General features: G+C 33.5%; 14 protein-coding genes. All 14 read left to right on the forward strand.

What is annotated here, in order from left to right; all coding sequences use genetic code 11:
• The first annotated feature begins 129 nt into the window (after positions 1-129).
• The 14 genes from AB1414_05185 (at position 130) to AB1414_05250 (ending at position 16,523) form a co-directional block, all read left to right on the forward strand.
• Positions 130-393 (forward strand): ATP-binding cassette domain-containing protein, encoded by a 264-nt coding sequence (locus tag AB1414_05185; GenBank protein MEW6606836.1) that lies wholly within the window; start codon positions 130-132, stop codon positions 391-393.
• A gap of 382 nt (positions 394-775) precedes the next feature.
• Positions 776-991, forward strand: a complete 216-nt coding sequence (locus tag AB1414_05190) for a type II toxin-antitoxin system HicB family antitoxin (GenBank protein ID MEW6606837.1) — start codon at positions 776-778, stop codon at positions 989-991.
• Positions 988-1,212, forward strand: a complete 225-nt coding sequence (locus AB1414_05195; protein ID MEW6606838.1) for a type II toxin-antitoxin system HicA family toxin — start codon at positions 988-990, stop codon at positions 1,210-1,212. Before AB1414_05190 ends, AB1414_05195 begins: the two co-directional genes overlap by 4 nt.
• A complete protein-coding gene (locus tag AB1414_05200; protein MEW6606839.1) occupies positions 1,190-1,480 on the forward strand; it encodes a hypothetical protein in 291 nt (96 codons plus the stop codon). Before AB1414_05195 ends, AB1414_05200 begins: the two co-directional genes overlap by 23 nt.
• A 154-nt stretch (positions 1,481-1,634) precedes the next feature.
• On the forward strand, positions 1,635-2,813 hold the full coding sequence (locus tag AB1414_05205) for an ATP-binding protein (protein ID MEW6606840.1): 1,179 nt from the start codon (positions 1,635-1,637) through the stop codon (positions 2,811-2,813).
• Between the two features lie 897 nt (positions 2,814-3,710).
• Positions 3,711-5,183, forward strand: coding sequence for an ATP-binding protein (locus AB1414_05210; GenBank protein MEW6606841.1), 1,473 nt, complete (start codon positions 3,711-3,713; stop codon positions 5,181-5,183).
• Positions 5,184-6,220: 1,037 nt separating this feature from the next.
• Complete coding sequence (locus AB1414_05215; protein MEW6606842.1) at positions 6,221-7,543, forward strand: outer membrane protein transport protein; 1,323 nt, start codon at positions 6,221-6,223, stop codon at positions 7,541-7,543.
• 28 nt (positions 7,544-7,571) lie between these two features.
• Positions 7,572-8,861, forward strand: coding sequence for a beta-ketoacyl-ACP synthase II (gene fabF / locus AB1414_05220; GenBank protein MEW6606843.1), 1,290 nt, complete (start codon positions 7,572-7,574; stop codon positions 8,859-8,861).
• 9 nt (positions 8,862-8,870) lie between these two features.
• Entirely contained in the window at positions 8,871-9,467 is a 597-nt protein-coding gene (locus AB1414_05225) for a class I SAM-dependent methyltransferase (GenBank protein ID MEW6606844.1), read from the forward strand.
• 61 nt (positions 9,468-9,528) lie between these two features.
• On the forward strand, positions 9,529-10,230 hold the full coding sequence (locus tag AB1414_05230; protein MEW6606845.1) for a histidine kinase N-terminal 7TM domain-containing protein: 702 nt from the start codon (positions 9,529-9,531) through the stop codon (positions 10,228-10,230).
• Positions 10,231-10,246: 16 nt separating this feature from the next.
• A complete protein-coding gene (locus AB1414_05235) occupies positions 10,247-13,576 on the forward strand; it encodes an ATP-binding protein (GenBank protein MEW6606846.1) in 3,330 nt (1,109 codons plus the stop codon).
• 61 nt (positions 13,577-13,637) lie between these two features.
• A complete protein-coding gene (locus AB1414_05240; GenBank protein ID MEW6606847.1) occupies positions 13,638-14,066 on the forward strand; it encodes a response regulator in 429 nt (142 codons plus the stop codon).
• A gap of 53 nt (positions 14,067-14,119) precedes the next feature.
• Positions 14,120-15,235 carry an HD domain-containing phosphohydrolase gene (locus tag AB1414_05245; protein MEW6606848.1) on the forward strand — a complete coding sequence of 372 codons (1,116 nt, stop codon included), beginning with the start codon at positions 14,120-14,122 and terminating at the stop codon, positions 15,233-15,235.
• 37 nt (positions 15,236-15,272) lie between these two features.
• Positions 15,273-16,523, forward strand: a complete 1,251-nt coding sequence (locus AB1414_05250) for a GAF domain-containing protein (GenBank protein MEW6606849.1) — start codon at positions 15,273-15,275, stop codon at positions 16,521-16,523.
• Positions 16,524-16,736: the final 213 nt, after the last annotated feature.

Genomic DNA, 16,736 nt, shown 5'->3' on the forward strand with positions numbered 1-16,736 from the left:
TAACTGAGGGATTACCGGCTGAGCTCAGGACGAAACTATTTAACCAATTACCAGTTACCAATTATCCGTTTGCAGGTTACGAAACCTGATGATGCCCCGTGCAAAACTTACTCAACACGACACTAGAACATGAGGGCAGGACTTCTCTCTGGTGGCGAAAAGCAGATGCTTGCCCTGGGGATGATAATTTTAAATAGACCGAAACTCCTTCTCCTTGATGAACCATCTGCAGGTCTTGCCCCAGGTCTGGTTAAGGGGATGATGGAAAAGATTGTGGAAATCAACCAGGCATATAGCATCGCTGTTCTCCTTGTTGAACAAAAAGTAAAAGAATGCTTGACAATTACCTCACGAGGGTATATAATTAAGAATGGGCAGGTAGTTATGGACTAATCATGTCCCACAATTTTTAGTGGACACCGTGAAGAGTGATAATTCACAATTCACCATTCACCATTCACCATTTTAAGGAGATTTAGGGAAGAAATGGTGAATTGTGAATGGTGAATTGTGAATGGTGAATTGCGAATTGTGAATGAATGTAACATTGTCCAGTAAAACTTATGGGTAAAGATTAGAGTTATGGAAGGGGAACCTGATGAGATTAAAGAAAATATTAGCAAGGAGATTATCCCTTCCCACCTTCCTATTATGAAAAATATGATGTCTATTCATAAACCATAGATACTGAGATGCGTTATACTATCCTTGCTGAACGAACTGGATAACATAAAAGGATATTAAATCAATATCCGATAAAAAGAGGTAACGGTAGATGACAAGAGCATTTAATGTCGTTATTGAACTTGACTCTGAAGGTTATTATGTAGCCAGTGTGCCAGAATTACGCGGTTGTCATACTCAAGCAAAATCGCTTGACACCTTGATGAAACGAATTCGAGAAGCAATCGAATTATGCTTGGAGGTTGAGGGGGAACAATTCTTACCACAGGAATTCATTGGTGTTCAGCGTATTTGGGTGGGAACATGACAAAACTTCCGCATCTAACAGAGCAAGAAGTTATGACTGCATTGCGACGAGGTGGTTTTGAAGTGATTCGTGTTAAAGGAAGTCATCATTTTCTACAGCATCCTGACGGACGACGCACTGTTCTACCGATTCATCGTGGTGAAACAATCGGAATAGGACTAATGTCTAAGATACTGCGTGATTGCGAGATGACACGCGATGAATTGCGTGAACTATTGTAGAATTTTTATCCTTTATATTGATCTGGCTGTTGAAGAAATAAATGAGAGGTCTTCTATCAAATTCTATATCTATTATGAAGACAGGAGGAATCAACCAAAAGAAGCAGTTTCCGCATATAATAAAATAGCTTCGGTTGAAAAATTACCGGTAGTAATTACAGCATTAAGTTCGGTAGCAAGTGGTCCTGAATCCCCTGAAACCAGTTCAGGGTCAAGACAGGTCAGGATTAGCTCCCCAGTAGCGAACTGTCAATTTGTGGCTATATAGTTGAGTGTATGTATGAGTTATTCTTTTAAACATTTTGCTCCTACGGAGATAGTGGACTGTAACATTTGATACTATAAACATTTCGCCCTTACAGGGCTGAGAAAATACACATTACTACTATCTTATCACTTTTGTTAAAAAAGGAGTATCATAGATGAGTTTTACACTACAGCCAGCAACAGAGGAAGATTTTATTGATCGAGAAGATATCCTTGAAGAAATGCTTCAAACCCTCACGGATGAAAAAGTAAGAATGGGATATGCCCTGGTTGGACCAAGGAGAATTGGTAAAACCTCTATTCTCAAGGAAGTGGCGAGAAGACTAAACCAAAGAGACGATATTGTTGCTGTCTATTTTTCACTCTGGGATATTATTGAAAATACCGCTGTTGACCTCTGTAACCAGATTACTATCTCCATTATCGAAGCAGTAAAAAAGAGGCTCTCTTTAAAATATAAGATAGCACATATTCTCAAGGTCCCGGCAACAAAGTTTTTTGATTTTCTGAAGACGATTGATATTAAGATAAGTATCTTTGAAGATATTGAAATTTCACTGGCCGCAGGCAAAAAAGGGGAGATGGATATAAATCTTCTGGTGAAAAAAGTCTTTGAATTTGCTGAAAAACTTGCTGAGGAACTTAACCTGAGATTGGTCTTAATCCTGGATGAATTCCCTTCAATTATGGATGTGAAAAATGGGACAAAACTCGGTGAGGGCATCATCAGGAAAATAAGGACTATCCAGGAAGACTTGACCAGAACTATTCTCTGCGTCTCGGGTTCTATAAGAAGAACGATGGATGCAGCAGTGCTTTCTCCTTCTGCGGCTTTTTACAGGCAGTTTGTCATAAGGCATATCGGCCCTTTTGACATTTCAGTGGTCAGAGCTTTGATGCTACGGAATATACAGGGTGAGATAAATGAAGACGCACTGGAGGAATTGTATAACCTTACCAAAGGCATACCCTTTTATGTTCAATTTATCGGGAGAGAGTTGAACAGAACAGGAGAGAAAAGAATAAACCAGGAACTGGTGCAAAAGGCATTCGAGGATTTTCTTGCTCAAGAAGGAGATATACTCTTTTTTGAGGAGTTTAAATCCTTCAGTGATAAGGAAAAAGGCATAATTTGTGCCATGGCTGTGCATAACCTTCATACTCCAAAAGAGATATGTCAGATAACCAAAAGCAATTCTAATGTTATAAGCCGATATATCGAATATTTCATAGATAAAGGGATTCTTTTAAAAGAGGATAAGGGCTTATACGAGTTCACTGACCCTATTTTTAAACTCTGGTTAAAGAAGAGATACTCCCCTACAATTTTGTAGGCGATATTTTTGTAGGGATAATAATTAGAAGGATTCAGGTATGGCTAAAAAGATATCGTAACTATTCAACACTTTGCCAAAATGAAGTAAGGGAACACGAAGGACACAACTGGACGAATGGCATGAATGAAGAAAAAGCAGAAAAATAGTGAACTAATATAACATATTCGTGAAATTCGTTTATTCGTGATATTCGTGTTCAATTGGCTAAATAGTTAAAAAATCAGTGTTTCATCCGTGTTCATCTGTGACTGAATAGTTACCGAGGGAAACCGCATTTAGGGACTTTAAAGGGTTAGAGGGATTAGGTTATGTAAAAACTGAAGGGACCACACGGGATATAAAGATATAGAGCAATAGAGTAAAATGTCTCAATTGGTAAAAAAATGTCTCAAAATATGTCCCAAAAAAGATTATAATAAGATTATCTAAAGATTATTTAGAGATTATCTAAACCTATAATTATATATGGAAGGGTTTCCACATCATATCAAAGATGAATTGGAGGTGATGCCAACATAAGGTTGAAAGTTGAAGTAGTAGAGGAGATGTTGAGTTTAGTTGTTATGGTATGGGAGAGCGAGACTGGTTTAATCATTGGAAAAACCAAAAAATAAAAAAGTTCGCGAAAAATATTTTTCACCGTCCCTGCTAAGGTAAGCGGCAAAAAAACAACCAAACCCCAAAATAGGATATTTTTGTCGGTCGTAGTGTGTCAAACGGGTTAAAAAAAATGCCTTTATACAGGCTAAAGAGTAGGATGATTATTTCTATGTCTATTTTTCGGAAAATATAAATTCCTTGACTTTTATTCTGCTTTCTGGTATCATTTCTTGTAGCCGTTCCTCTTTGGGGGAACCACCACCTAAATTTCAACACTTAATAGGATAACCTTGAATGAAATATAGAATATTTGTTAGTGGTAATCAAAAAGAATTAAAAAAAGAACGTTTATCAGTGAGAGAGATAATCCGTGAACATCCAACGCTAAATAATGTTTTTGATGTTTTTCTCTTTGAAGAACTACCGGCTAAATCCAAATCACCTGTCTCGACTTATCTTGAAGAAGTAGCCAAAAGTGATATTTACCTGGGAATATTTGGTTATAAATATGGTGAAAAAACGAGGAAAGATAACTTATCTGGAACTGAAAGAGAATACAGATATTTCACTGAATTATACCCTAAAAAAGACATCCTTATTTTTATTAAAGGTAAAGATGCTACTAAAAGAGATGAGGATATGCAACATTTTCTACAAGATATTAAGTCCCGGCATACTTATGTCCGCTTTACTACCAATGAGGATTTTAAGACAAAACTTCTTAAAACCATTATTTCTTACCTTGATGAAGCAAGACTTGTAAGTAAAACACCTTTTGACGAAGGATTCTGTAGAAATGCAGAATATACAGATATAAATGAGGAAGAGGTAAAAGATTTCTTAGAAAATAGAACAATTAAACACAAGGTCGATATCTCCAAAATTTCTATAAAAGATGTTTTAGTAAATAGGATAAAAATTATTGGAGAAGAGAACGGTAATTTTAAAATTACCAATGCCGCTTTGCTTTTCTTTGGGAGAAATCCTTCTGAATTCATTCCTCAACATGAAATAAGGATTGCTCGATTTAGAGGCTCTACCAGAACCGAATCTATTGATGTTCAAGAAATTAATGGACCAATATATAAAATGTTGGAGGAAGTTGAATCGTTCTTTAAGAGAAATACTCGTTTAGCCAGTAAAATAGTTGAATTCAAAAGGGTAGAAATACCTGAATATCCTTATGAAGTAATAAGAGAAGCAGTAATTAATGCTATTGCTCATCGCGATTATAACATTCGGGAAGCACCTATTATGATTTCTATATTTGATGATAGAATTGAAATTAGTAGTCCAGGGAAACTTTTGCCAGGTTTATCTATTAAAGATTTAGAGGGCAAACATGCGACAAGAAACAGAATTCTCTGTGATATTTTCAATAGGACTTTGGATATGGAAAGATTCGGAACTGGAATTAGCAAAATGAAGTTGTTTATGAAAAACTATGGGCTATCTGAACCTGAATTTATGGAAGAAGGGAATTTCTTTGTGGTAAAGTTTTATGGCCCTCAAGATAAAATCTTAGATTTAGTTTCCAACATACCTGAAGAAAGGTATGTTAGTTTAAGAGAATTAGGACTGAATGAACGACAGATTGAGGCGTTGAGGTTAATGATAAATGAGAAGAAAATCCTTTCTAATAAGGAATATGCTAAGATGTTCAATGTTACAAGAAAAACCGCATTTAGAGACTTTAAGAAGTTAGAGAAGCTAGGTTATGTAAAAGCTGAAGGAACTACACGGGATAAAAGATATAGAGCAATATAAATGTCTCAATTTAGTGAAAAATGTCTCAAAATATGTCCCAAAAAAGATTATAATAAGATTTTAATAAGATTATCTAAAGATTATTTAGAGATTATCTAAACCTATAATTATAATGGAAGGGTTTCCACATCATATCAAAGATGAATTGGAGGTGATGCCAACATAAGGTTGAAAGTTGAAGTAGTAGAGGAGATGTTAAGTTTAGTTGTTATGGTATGGGAGAGCGAGAGTGGTTTAATCATTGAAAAAACCAAAAAATAAAAAAGTTCGCGAAAAATATTTTTCACCATCCCTGCTAAGGTAAGCGGCAAAAAGACAACCAAACCCCAAAACAGGATATTTTGTCAGTCGTAGTGTATCAAACGGGTTAAAAAATGCCTTTATACAGGCTAAAGAGTAATATGACTATTTCTATGTCTATTTTTCGGCTCTTTGAAAAATATTGACAGAATAAGGTAATTATGGTATAATTTTATCACTTGTTTCAATATTGATGCAGGTAAGAATCTTATTGTCCTCAGAAAGGACACCAAATGAACAAAAGTCGCTATGAGCGTCTAAAACAAGATATTTCATGATGGGCATCCTTTTATTTTTAGGTTTTGTTATATCAGTATAACATACCTGTCAATCTCTTGAAGGATGTTCGTCTGGACATATTATCAAATTCCTATCAGTAAAAAAAATTTTTCTTGACTTTTTTATACAGGATGTGATATTATAGATACAGTTTTTGATACTGGCACATTTCAAAATATGTACTTAGTTCTGTTTAATTATAAAGGAGAAACAGTAGATGTCATATTTGGCTGGGGAGGGAAGAAGAATAATTTCTTCTGTATCAAGGGATATTACTATCCAAATTCTATTAGGCCATTATAGTAGCAGGTTATAATTTTTAACCTGCTATTTTTTATTTAAGTGGGAAATTGAATAGAGTTAGAAGTGCTATTTTAAAAATTAAAGAATTTGAGTCTTTAAGTCGATATAAATTATGGTTATGACTATTTTTAGCCTATAAAAAGGAGGAATTTTCAATGTTAAAGAAAAGTTTGTGGGTTTTAGGAATAGTTAGTGTTCTTGCAATAGGACAGGTCTCTATTCTTTTTGCTGGTGGTTATGAGTCACCTGGACTGGGGGCTAAGGCACTGTCTATGGGGGGTGCCTTTATTGGCTTAGCAGATGATTGGACTGCTGTCTATTGGAATCCAGCAGGATTGACTCAGTTAAAAAATAAAGGGATAGGACTGTCTTTAACTCAACCTAACCCAAAGATAAAAGATGGCAATTCAGTAGCTAATCCAAATCAAGCAGATATGAGTATAGACCAGAATGATGTCTTCACTCGGATACCCTCTGCCCCATATAATGAACCTACATATTTTAATAAAGAAGAAGTAACCACGCATCTTTATAATCCTGGTATAGGAGGTTATACACAATGGAGAGATTTTGTTATTGGTGGTGGGATATATGTTCCTATCTCTAACAAGATGGATTGGGACGATACAATAAAGGATTTAAATACTAATGCTGACATCTATGGGGCATATAAAACCAGTTTATATATGATGGTTACCACTATCTCTCTGGCTAAAGAAATAACCCCAGAGTTATCAGTAGGTGGTGGAATAAATTACCTATATGGAAAGTTAACGCAAGATGCGAAGAAGAAATATACCTGTGCCGCAATCCCTGCGTTAAATTATACCTTTAATTCTGAATCAGATGGTTCAGGAACAGGGTTTGAAGGAATCATTGGGTTGATGTATAAACCTAAGCCAGAGTTAAACATAGGTATGGTTTATAGAACTGGAAGTAAAATAGACTTAGATGGCTCAGCTAAAACCCAGCATACACTTTTAGGGATAAACGAAAGCAGTGACTACACACAAAAAGTTCATCATCCAACTACCTATGGAATTGGTATAGCCTATAGATATAATCCAAGACTTACCTTAACTTCTGATTTCGCTCGAACTGACTGGACAACCATGGGTAAGGAGATAGATTTTGAAACGGCAGGACTTGTGGTTCTAAAAGATATAAGTAAAGATTTGGATTGGAAGGTTACTAATCGAGTTCGGTTAGGTGGAGAGTATAAATTAGATGATAAGATGTTATTGCGGGGAGGGTTTTCTCTTGACCCGGCGGCTGTTCCAGATAAAGGAGTTAGTCTTACTAATTTAGTTGAGGTTGATAAAAAATTCATCACCTTAGGATTAAGCAGGGGGTATACCTGGCACAATCTATTGGTTGATGCTACCTATGAATATGCCTGGGGTGATCGAGAGATAAATAATGTAAATTATAACTATCACTCATACGCCTTTACACTCGCAGGTATCTGTCAATTCTAATCTAATATCTTTAAAAGGTAATATTAAAATGGAGAAGTCCAGTCCAGTTATAGAAGAAGTTGGTAAAAAAAAGCGTCGTGTAGTAATTACAGGAATAGGAGTCATCTCACCTATTGGAATCGGCAAAGAGACCTTTTGGGAAGGGATACAGGAAGGTAGGTCGGGTGGAGGAAGAATAACCTCGTTTAAAGATTCATTCATACCAGTAAAGATAGCTGCAGAGGTCAAGGATTTTAACCCTTTAGAGTATATGGATAGAAAATGTGTAAAGAGAACAGATAGGGCATCCCAGTTTGCTATTGCTGCCAGTAGAATGGCAATAGAGGATGCCAATATAGATTTAAGTAATGAAAACCCACAAAAATTTGGTGTAGTCATTGGTGCAGGAGTAGGTGGATTTGCATTTGGAGAAGATCAACATTTAAAATATTTAAGAAAAGGATATAAAACAGTTAGTCCTTTCCTTGCCGTAATTATGTTTGGTGGTGCAGTTTCAAGTATGGTCTCCTATGAATTAAAATTAAAAGGACGCAGTATAACTATTTCTACTGGTTGTACTGGAGCAACTGATGCCATTGGACATGCCTTTGAGACTATCCAAAATGAAGATGTTGACTTGATTATTACAGGAGGAGCAGAGGCTCCTATACGACCTGCCATCATAGCTTCATTCGCCAGAATGGGAGGAGTATTATCTACTTATAATGATAAACCAGAAATTGCCAGTCGTCCTTTTGATAAACTGCGGGATGGAATGGTAATATCTGAAGGGGCAGGTAGTTTGATTTTAGAAGAAATTGAACATGCCTTAAAAAGAAATGCTCATATCTATGCTGAAATACTTGGTTATGCTGCTACTGATGATGCCTACCATATTTCTACCCCTGCCCCTGATGGAATAGAGGCAATTAGGGCTATTACATTAGCTTTACAAAAAGCTAATGTAAAACCAGAGGATGTAGATTACATCAATGCCCATGGTACGGCTACCATTTTAAATGATAAAACAGAAACCTTAGTAATTAAAAAACTCTTTGGTGAACATGCATATAAATTAAAGGTAAGCTCTACTAAGTCTATGCTGGGTCATAGTATAGGTGCAGCAGGTGCTCATCAATTAGTAACTTGTGCATTGGCGATGGAGAATAAATTTATCCCACCCACCATTAATTACGAATATGAAGATCCAGAATGTGACCTTGACTATGTGCCAAATAAAGGACATAAGGGTAATATAGATGTAATTGTTGTAAATACCTGTGGATTTGGAGGTAAAAACTCAGCCTTAGTAATTAGGAGATTTAAGGCAAAAGATTAAGTAAAAGGTATGAAATCGATAGAAAAGTGGTTAATTAGTAACTCTATTAGAGAGTATTTGTGGAATAGATTCGAATTCCCAATTGTAAAGGCAGTGATAGAAGATAAAATCCCAAAGAAAGCTAAATGTCTTGAGATTGGCACAGGAACTGGAATTGGAGCTATATCACTTGTTAAGGCATTTCCTCAGATTGAGATAATTGCTACAGACTTTGATTCATTACAACTTCAAGAGGCAGGGAAGAAGATTAGGAGTGTTAAATTAGAGGATAAAATTGGGCTAGAGCAAGCTGATGCTACTAATTTGCCATTTCCAGATGCCTCATTTGACTTTGTTTTTGCATTTGAGGTATTACACCATGTGGTTGAATATCAGAAAGTAATGAAGGAAGTATTTAGGGTATTAAAAGAAGGTGGGAGTTTTTTTGTTGCAGAGATTCCCAAGGAGGTCTTTAAATATGTAAAGCTATTATTTCCTCCTGAAGTAACATTTAGTAAAGATGAACTACTTAATTTATTAAAAGAAGTTGGCTTTAAGATTAATATGGTACGGGATGTAGGAAAAGGAATATTTTTTTATATTTTAGCTAAGAAGTATAAAAACTGATAATAACTAAAGGGGATGAATTAATAAAGAAGGAATAACCTTATCTGAAAGGTAAAAATAAATGAATTTTTATAGTACTACATGTTTAATTGCTGGAATTACTAATCTTTTATTAGCATTATTTGTACTCTTTAATAACCCCAAAAGAGGTTTGAATATAGTATTTTTTCTTTTAGGAATATCTCTTAGTGGGTGGAGTTTTGGATATTTAGGAATATTCTTTGCTTCTATAGAAGACATTGCTTTAAAGTGGTTGATAATTCCAAAGATATTTGTACCGTTTATTCCTATAACCTATTTTCATTTCTCTTTAATTATTATAGAAGATCACAAAAACAGTAATAGGAATATTTATATAGCAGGATATATCATTACGCTCCTTTTAGTAATCTTTGATTTATTAAAAGGGATTATAGTTCAGGGAGTGAAGTTTTTACCTGAATATGATTTTTATTTTCCTGGGGTAGGAAGATTTCATTTTCTATTTGATTTAATATTTATTTTTCTTATTGGTTATGGAACATATCTTTTATATAATAAATATAGACTTACAAGAGATGCGATAGAGAAAAAACAATTATTGTATTTACTTATAGGAATATGTATAGGTATAGCAGGTGGCATAAGTGATGTTTTTCTCGAATATAGCATCCAAACATATCAAATATATCCCTTAGGACATTTAGCAAATATCTTGTGTGATGGGGCTATAATCTATGCTATTACTAACTATAGATTAATGAATATTCATGTGAGATTTTAAAGTGAGGTACTAAAAGATGAATATTATGGACATTCACCATAGTAATTATTATTTACTTGTTACTAGTGCTACTCTCTTATTAGCATTTTTTGTCCTTTTTAGAAACCCAAAGAAAAAAGTAAATCAAATCTTTTTTCTTTTAGAGTTGTGTATTAGTGTTTGGGGCCTTGAATATGCAGTATTATCTCTTATCCCAAAAGAGAATGAAATCCTTGCCTTAAATTGCTTAATAATTCCTAAAATAGGTATACCATTCATCTACTCAACTTTTTTTCACTTCTCATTAATTATTACGAAGAGTAAGAGGAATATTCATTGGAATATCTGTAAGATAGGCTATATTTTTAGTTTTATTCAGATGCTACTTAGTTTTGTTCCAGAGAAGGGATTTATAGTTAAAGGTGTTATCCACACCCAATATGGGTTCTACCCGGTAGCAGGAGAATGGTATTTCTTTAATATTTTTAATTTACTATTTTTCCTATGTTATGGAATCTTGTTATTATTTAGAAAATGGTGGGTGACAAAAGATAGGATAGAAAAAAGAAGATTGTTATACCTATGGATGGGGGTAATTATAGCCTTTGTAGGTGGTTCAGCTAATACTGTTGTAGCATATAATCCTACGCATGCCCTGGCTATGCGTTTCCCTCTCATATACCCTTTGGGGCATATTATAGTATTCCTTTCTACTTTATTTATAAGTTACGGTATCTTTAAATATAGATTAATGGATATTATAGTCAGAAAAGGAGTTATTTATTTCCCCTTCCTCTTTATATTTATTATCCTTATACTTGGAATTGGCAAACTATTTGTAATTCCTCCAGGTTTTGGACTTATTCTTACCATCATTTCTACTGCTTTAATAGTGGGAAGTATTACACTCATTTTCCAGGTGAGAGAAAAGCCGACTACCTTCCTTAATAAATATTTATTTCCTGGAAGATATGCATTAGAACAAATAATTACAGAATTTGAAGAGGAACTTACTCTCATCTTTGATAAAGAGGTATTGATTAGCAAAACCATGAATACCATCAAAAAGATAATTCCCAATGTTACTGAGGTTTTTATAATGTTATTAGATGAAGAAATGAAAGAATATAAAGTTAGTGCCGCTACAATCGGAATGGATGAGAATGAAAGAAGAACAATTATATTCAAATCAGATGAATTTATTATAAAATGGTTTAAAGAGGAAAAGAGAGAGTTATTTAAAGATAGGTTAAAAAAATACTCAAGGTCTAAAGAGGTACAGGAAAGACTTAAAAATGTACTTGAAAAAGTAAATATTATACTTCTATTTCCCTTAATATATAGAGATAAGTTAGTTGGTTTATTAGGGGTAAGAAGGAAGGTAGAAGATGACGAATGCTATACTGATGAAGATTTAGAATTTCTTTCCAAATTATGTAAGGAAGTTGCATTATGTCTTGAAAATATTAAACTTAATGAATTACAAGAGAAGATATATGGAGTAGAAGAAGAAAAAGAAAGAATAACTACATTATATATGATAAACTCTTGGATACAAAAAGAGGAAGATATAGATAAAATATTTTACCTGATCTTAACTGGTGTTACTTTTGGAAAAGGATTAGGATTTAATAGAGCAGTATTATTGTTATTGGATGAAAAACAAAAATGTTTAAAAGGTAAAATGGGAATTGGACCTACTACAGAAGAAGAAGCTATAAAGATATGGAAATCGATAGAAAAAATGACCATTGAAGATTGCATTGCTCAATGTGAAATTAGTAATATCTGGAATACTTCAATGAATGAAATAGTCCGGACAATATCTATTCCTGTAACTAAGGAAGAACCAGGAATACTTACTTTAAGTGTATTGGAAAAGAAATCATTTAATATTAAAGATATAAACGATTATCCTGAAATACAGAGGTTCCTAAAAGAACTTGACCCTCCAAAGACTCTTGCAATTGTACCATTAATCTTTAAAGAAAAGATTATAGGAGTTATAATTGCAGATAATAAATATAATAAAAAGCCAATTACTAATCTTGAAATGGAGATATTCTCACTGTTTGCTGACCAGGCATCATTTGCTGCTGCTCATCAATCAGCTATGGGTCAGTACTTATTTATTCAAATGAAAAAGAGAGTTGATCAGTTAGAAATGATTAGTAAAATAAGCAATGAATTAAATACAATTAGAGAGATGAAACAACTTTTACAGTCGGTAGTTGACACAGTTGCTGATACCTTAAAAGGTAGAATCTGTACTTTATTTTTATATAATTGTGAGAATAAAAAACTAACATTAGGAGCTGTTTATCCAAAGGGATGGTTACCTCCAGATGCTGAATATGGATTGGGCGAGAGACTCACAGGTTCAGTAGCTTTGAGTGAAAAACCAGTAATAATCAGAAATACGAAGGCAGATACTCGACATATAGGTGGTGTAGGAAAGTATCATGATTATTTAGTAAAACAAAATGAAAGTATTAAAGAGATAGAAATTAAGACATTTCTTGGTGTTTCTATTAAAAAAAACGGTAAACTTTTAGGAGTCCTTACTGTAACGAGAGAGCGTGAGTCTGAATATGATGATAAAAGTTTTACTGAAGATGATGCCATAGTGATTAAAACATTAGCAGAGCAAATTGGAATTGTTCTTGAAAATACTCGCTTATTAGATGAGTTACTTAGTGATTTAAGTCATAGATTATTGAATCCTTTATCAATAATAAAACAGTCCACTCAATTATTACAACAAGGAATTGTATCAGATGTTAAAGAACAAGAGGATTATTTTAAGGAAATAGTTAAAGAAAGTGATTATTCTATTAATCTAATTAAAAATTTATTAGATATTAAAGTGATAGAAGGTGTTAAAGATATTATTAACAAAGTCCCTCTTCAATTGAGGAAATTAATTGAAGATGTAATTACCCACTATAACCTTCCTGCACAACAGAAGGGGATAAAATTTGATATTAGTGGAATATCAGAAGATTTACCATCAATTATGGGAGACAAGGAATGGGTGTCTAAAGTCTTAGAGAATTTACTTTCCAATGCACTAAACTATTCAAATAAGGGGACTATTACAATAAGTGCAGAGGAGAAGGATGATTGGATTTGTATCTCGGTCAGCGATGAAGGAATAGGTATCCCTCCAAACGACTTATCCCATATTTTTGAAAAGTTCTATAGAGGGGGAAATGCAAAATTTGTTGAAGGGGCAGGAATTGGATTAACCTTTACAAAAAGTATTGTAGAAGCTCATGGTGGACAAATCTCAGTCACAAAAAGTGAAGTAGGTAAAGGGAGTACATTTGAATTTACTTTACCAATAATACAAACTGATAAGCAGTAATTTATTGTTTTTACAAAATAAAATAGATTTGAGAAAACCAATATAAAGGAGGAACTATACAATGCCACAAAAAAATATCTTAGTGGTGGAAGATAATCCTGTTCATTCAAGAATGATCGTGACTGTTTTAAAAAGCGAAGGTTATAATGCTGAAACAGTATTTACTGCTAAAGATGCTAAAGAGACTATTGATAGGATAGTGAAGGGAGAGAAAAAGTTTGACTTGATCACTCTGGATCTTATATTACCTGCAGAAAAAGTTGGTGAGGAAGGAGTTGAGGTAAGTGAGAAGTATGGGTATGAAATTGGTCGGCTTCTTAAAGAAAATGAGGTAACTAAAACTATTCCTATTATTGGAATTACAATTTTAGGATATAAGGAAAAGCATAAGAAAAAACTTCAAGAAATAGGAGTTGACCATTGCATTGAAAAACCTTTTGATGTCAATGATTTAAAAGATACAGTAAGGTTAATTTTAGAAAAAAGTTAATATATTATTTTCTTTAAGATATGTTTTAAAATCAAAAAGATTAAAGAGGTAAGATGTCAAATAAAAGTAACGAATATTTAATTGAACAATATGAAACTGAATTAGCAGATAGCTGGAGACAGCTAAAAGTATTCTTTACAATTAATGAAATGATTGGGCAAACTTCTGAAATAAATATTATTGAAGATATATTATCTCTATTAGTTCAGAAGTTGAATGCTGATAAAGGTATTATTTTCTTAAAGGATTTAAAAAAGGAAGTTTCAACAGAGATGAGTATAAAGTTTGTTTATAAATTGAATATAGAATTGATTGACAATCTCTCCGTTATAATTGGTTCAGGGATAGTTGGAGAAGTAGCTGAAAATAAAACTCCTGTAATTCAAAATGATAGAACTAGACTTAATAGTGATCCAATCCTTCGACAAATAAATTATGAGATTAACTCATGTCTATGTGTTCCTATTACATTATCTGGACAAATATTAGGTGTAATCTGTATTTTGAATAAGAGTTCTGGAGTAGATTTTACAGAAAGTGACGAAAGAGTAGCTTTGTCTGTTGCAGCTCAATTATCTACTATCATTAAGATTCAAAAGGAATATTTTGAGATTATTGAGGCTTTTGGTAGAACTATAGACACTAAAGATCCTTACACTTATGGACACTCTGAAAGGGTTGCTCGATATGCAGAACTTACAGCAAAGGAATTTCAGATTCCCCAGGATGATATTGAGATACTCAAAATAGCATCTCTTTTACACGATGTAGGCAAGATCTCAATCCCTGAGAAGATTCTACATAAACCCAAAGAAGAACCACTGACAGATGAAGACTGGAAGGTCATAAAAAGACATCCTATAGTTGGTGAGGATATCCTAAGTCCTATAAAAGCCCTACAAAAATTATTACCTTTAATTCGGTATCATCACGAAGATATGGACGGAGGAGGCTATGAAAAATGCAATGCTGGAGATTTATCCTTGTTAGTACGGATTTTGAGGGTAGCAGATGCGTATGATGCCATGACATCTGAACGACCATATCGGAAAGAAATGACTCCAGATGAAGCTATTAAAGAATTAAAAGACAATTCTGGTACTCAATTTGATCCTGAAGTAGTTGAAAAATTCCTTATAGTACGGAAGAAAAATCCCATTATCCCATAAAAAAGGCTTAAATTTATCATTGTAAGAGAGAAATAAAATGTCAAATGATAAATTATTACAAGAGTTCCAAACAGAATTAGAAGAGGCTTGGAGACAGTTAGAGGTCTTATTCACAATCACTGAAATGGTGAGTGAAAAGCCTGAATTAAAGAGTATTGAAGATACTTTGTCTCTTTTAGCTCTCAAATTAAATGCTGAAAGAGGAGTTATCTTTTTAAAAGAGTTTGAAAAAAGACCTAAACCAAATAAAATGGTAGCTAAAGCTGTTTATGGATTAAACCCAAAAGGCTGGGTTGATAAATACATTGTCTCTTTTGATGAAGGAATTATTGGTGAGATAGCTAAAGATGAAATCCCTAAGATAGAAAATGATGTTTCCTTACTTGAAGAAGACCCATTTTTCTCTCAACTTGATTTTAAGACGCAATCATTCTTAGGTGTACCTATAAGACTGGGGGAGCAACTGATAGGAATCCTTTGTCTATTCAATAAGAGCTTAGGATTTACAGAAAGTGATGAAAGATTAGCCTCTGCTGTTGCACTTATGTTAGCACCAATTATTAGTTATGAGCGAATTAGTAAATTTTCATATAAGATAAGTCAATATTTAAATTATTTTGGTTATAATTATCTAAGAATAGGTGCCTTGTCTTTAGAGGAAGCTATGAATTTATTGGGAATTGATAAAGGATTTATAATGTTAATAGATAAAGAAGCTAATAATAGATTAAAGATAGAAAAAACTATAGGTAATATTGAAGGAGAAGAAGTCATTAAAGAAAATCTTATTCAAATAGGAGAAGGGATAATTGGAAAAGTAGCAAAAGAAGGAGAACCACAAATTGTTAATAATCAGATACTCCTAAATAACGACCCATTCTTTAAAAGGACACGCCTTCAGATTTCTTCTCTAATTAGTGTTCCCATAAAGTGTGAGGGAGAAGTAGTTGGTGTTATCAACTTATGCAATAAGGAGAGAGGTAAGGAGTTTAATAAGAGTGATCAAACGCTGGTTTCTTTATTAAGCACTCAAGTAGCAATTGCTATTAAGAATTTCCAATTAATGAAGGAATCATGCTTCCGTATATTTGACGAACTTATCTCAGAAAGAAAAGGACTTAAAGATATTCAACAATTAATAGACCTTGCTGAGTCTATTCATATCCGGGCAGATCATTTACTCTCTGAGATGCCACGAGATGACCCTAATAAGTTGCATTGTAAACGAATAGTTCAAATGGCTACTACATTAGATATACTTTTAGAGGGAGTAAAAAAACTACTTTAGTTTTAGCTTTAGATAATGAGAAAAATAATCTTAAGAACTTTTTAGGAGGAGGTTTAAAAATGAAAAAAACATCAAAGAAAATACTATTAACCTAAGTTCATGACTCAAAAAATTAAGTTGTGTAAAATCAATGAGTTACAACTTCAGGAAATCGAATTTTGGCACTACAGATTTAAACTTTTCATAAGATCACCTTTATTGTTTTGCCAGGAT

It is taken from the genome of bacterium (assembly GCA_040755795.1).
Classification (GTDB): domain Bacteria; phylum UBA9089; class CG2-30-40-21; order CG2-30-40-21; family SBAY01; genus JBFLXS01.

What these genes read in the sequence shown, in the direction of transcription:
- AB1414_05215 (MEW6606842.1), top strand. Translation starts at nt 6,221, where the DNA reads ATGTTAAAGAAAAGTTTGTGGGTTTTAGGAATAGTTAGTGTTCTTGCA.
- AB1414_05195 (MEW6606838.1), top strand. Translation starts at nt 988, where the DNA reads ATGACAAAACTTCCGCATCTAACAGAGCAAGAAGTTATGACTGCATTG.
- AB1414_05240 (MEW6606847.1), top strand. Translation starts at nt 13,638, where the DNA reads ATGCCACAAAAAAATATCTTAGTGGTGGAAGATAATCCTGTTCATTCA.
- AB1414_05230 (MEW6606845.1), top strand. Translation starts at nt 9,529, where the DNA reads ATGAATTTTTATAGTACTACATGTTTAATTGCTGGAATTACTAATCTT.
- AB1414_05225 (MEW6606844.1), top strand. Translation starts at nt 8,871, where the DNA reads ATGAAATCGATAGAAAAGTGGTTAATTAGTAACTCTATTAGAGAGTAT.
- AB1414_05245 (MEW6606848.1), top strand. Translation starts at nt 14,120, where the DNA reads ATGTCAAATAAAAGTAACGAATATTTAATTGAACAATATGAAACTGAA.
- AB1414_05185 (MEW6606836.1), top strand. Translation starts at nt 130, where the DNA reads ATGAGGGCAGGACTTCTCTCTGGTGGCGAAAAGCAGATGCTTGCCCTG.
- AB1414_05205 (MEW6606840.1), top strand. Translation starts at nt 1,635, where the DNA reads ATGAGTTTTACACTACAGCCAGCAACAGAGGAAGATTTTATTGATCGA.
- fabF (MEW6606843.1), top strand. Translation starts at nt 7,572, where the DNA reads ATGGAGAAGTCCAGTCCAGTTATAGAAGAAGTTGGTAAAAAAAAGCGT.
- AB1414_05190 (MEW6606837.1), top strand. Translation starts at nt 776, where the DNA reads ATGACAAGAGCATTTAATGTCGTTATTGAACTTGACTCTGAAGGTTAT.
- AB1414_05210 (MEW6606841.1), top strand. Translation starts at nt 3,711, where the DNA reads ATGAAATATAGAATATTTGTTAGTGGTAATCAAAAAGAATTAAAAAAA.
- AB1414_05200 (MEW6606839.1), top strand. Translation starts at nt 1,190, where the DNA reads ATGAATTGCGTGAACTATTGTAGAATTTTTATCCTTTATATTGATCTG.
- AB1414_05250 (MEW6606849.1), top strand. Translation starts at nt 15,273, where the DNA reads ATGTCAAATGATAAATTATTACAAGAGTTCCAAACAGAATTAGAAGAG.
- AB1414_05235 (MEW6606846.1), top strand. Translation starts at nt 10,247, where the DNA reads ATGAATATTATGGACATTCACCATAGTAATTATTATTTACTTGTTACT.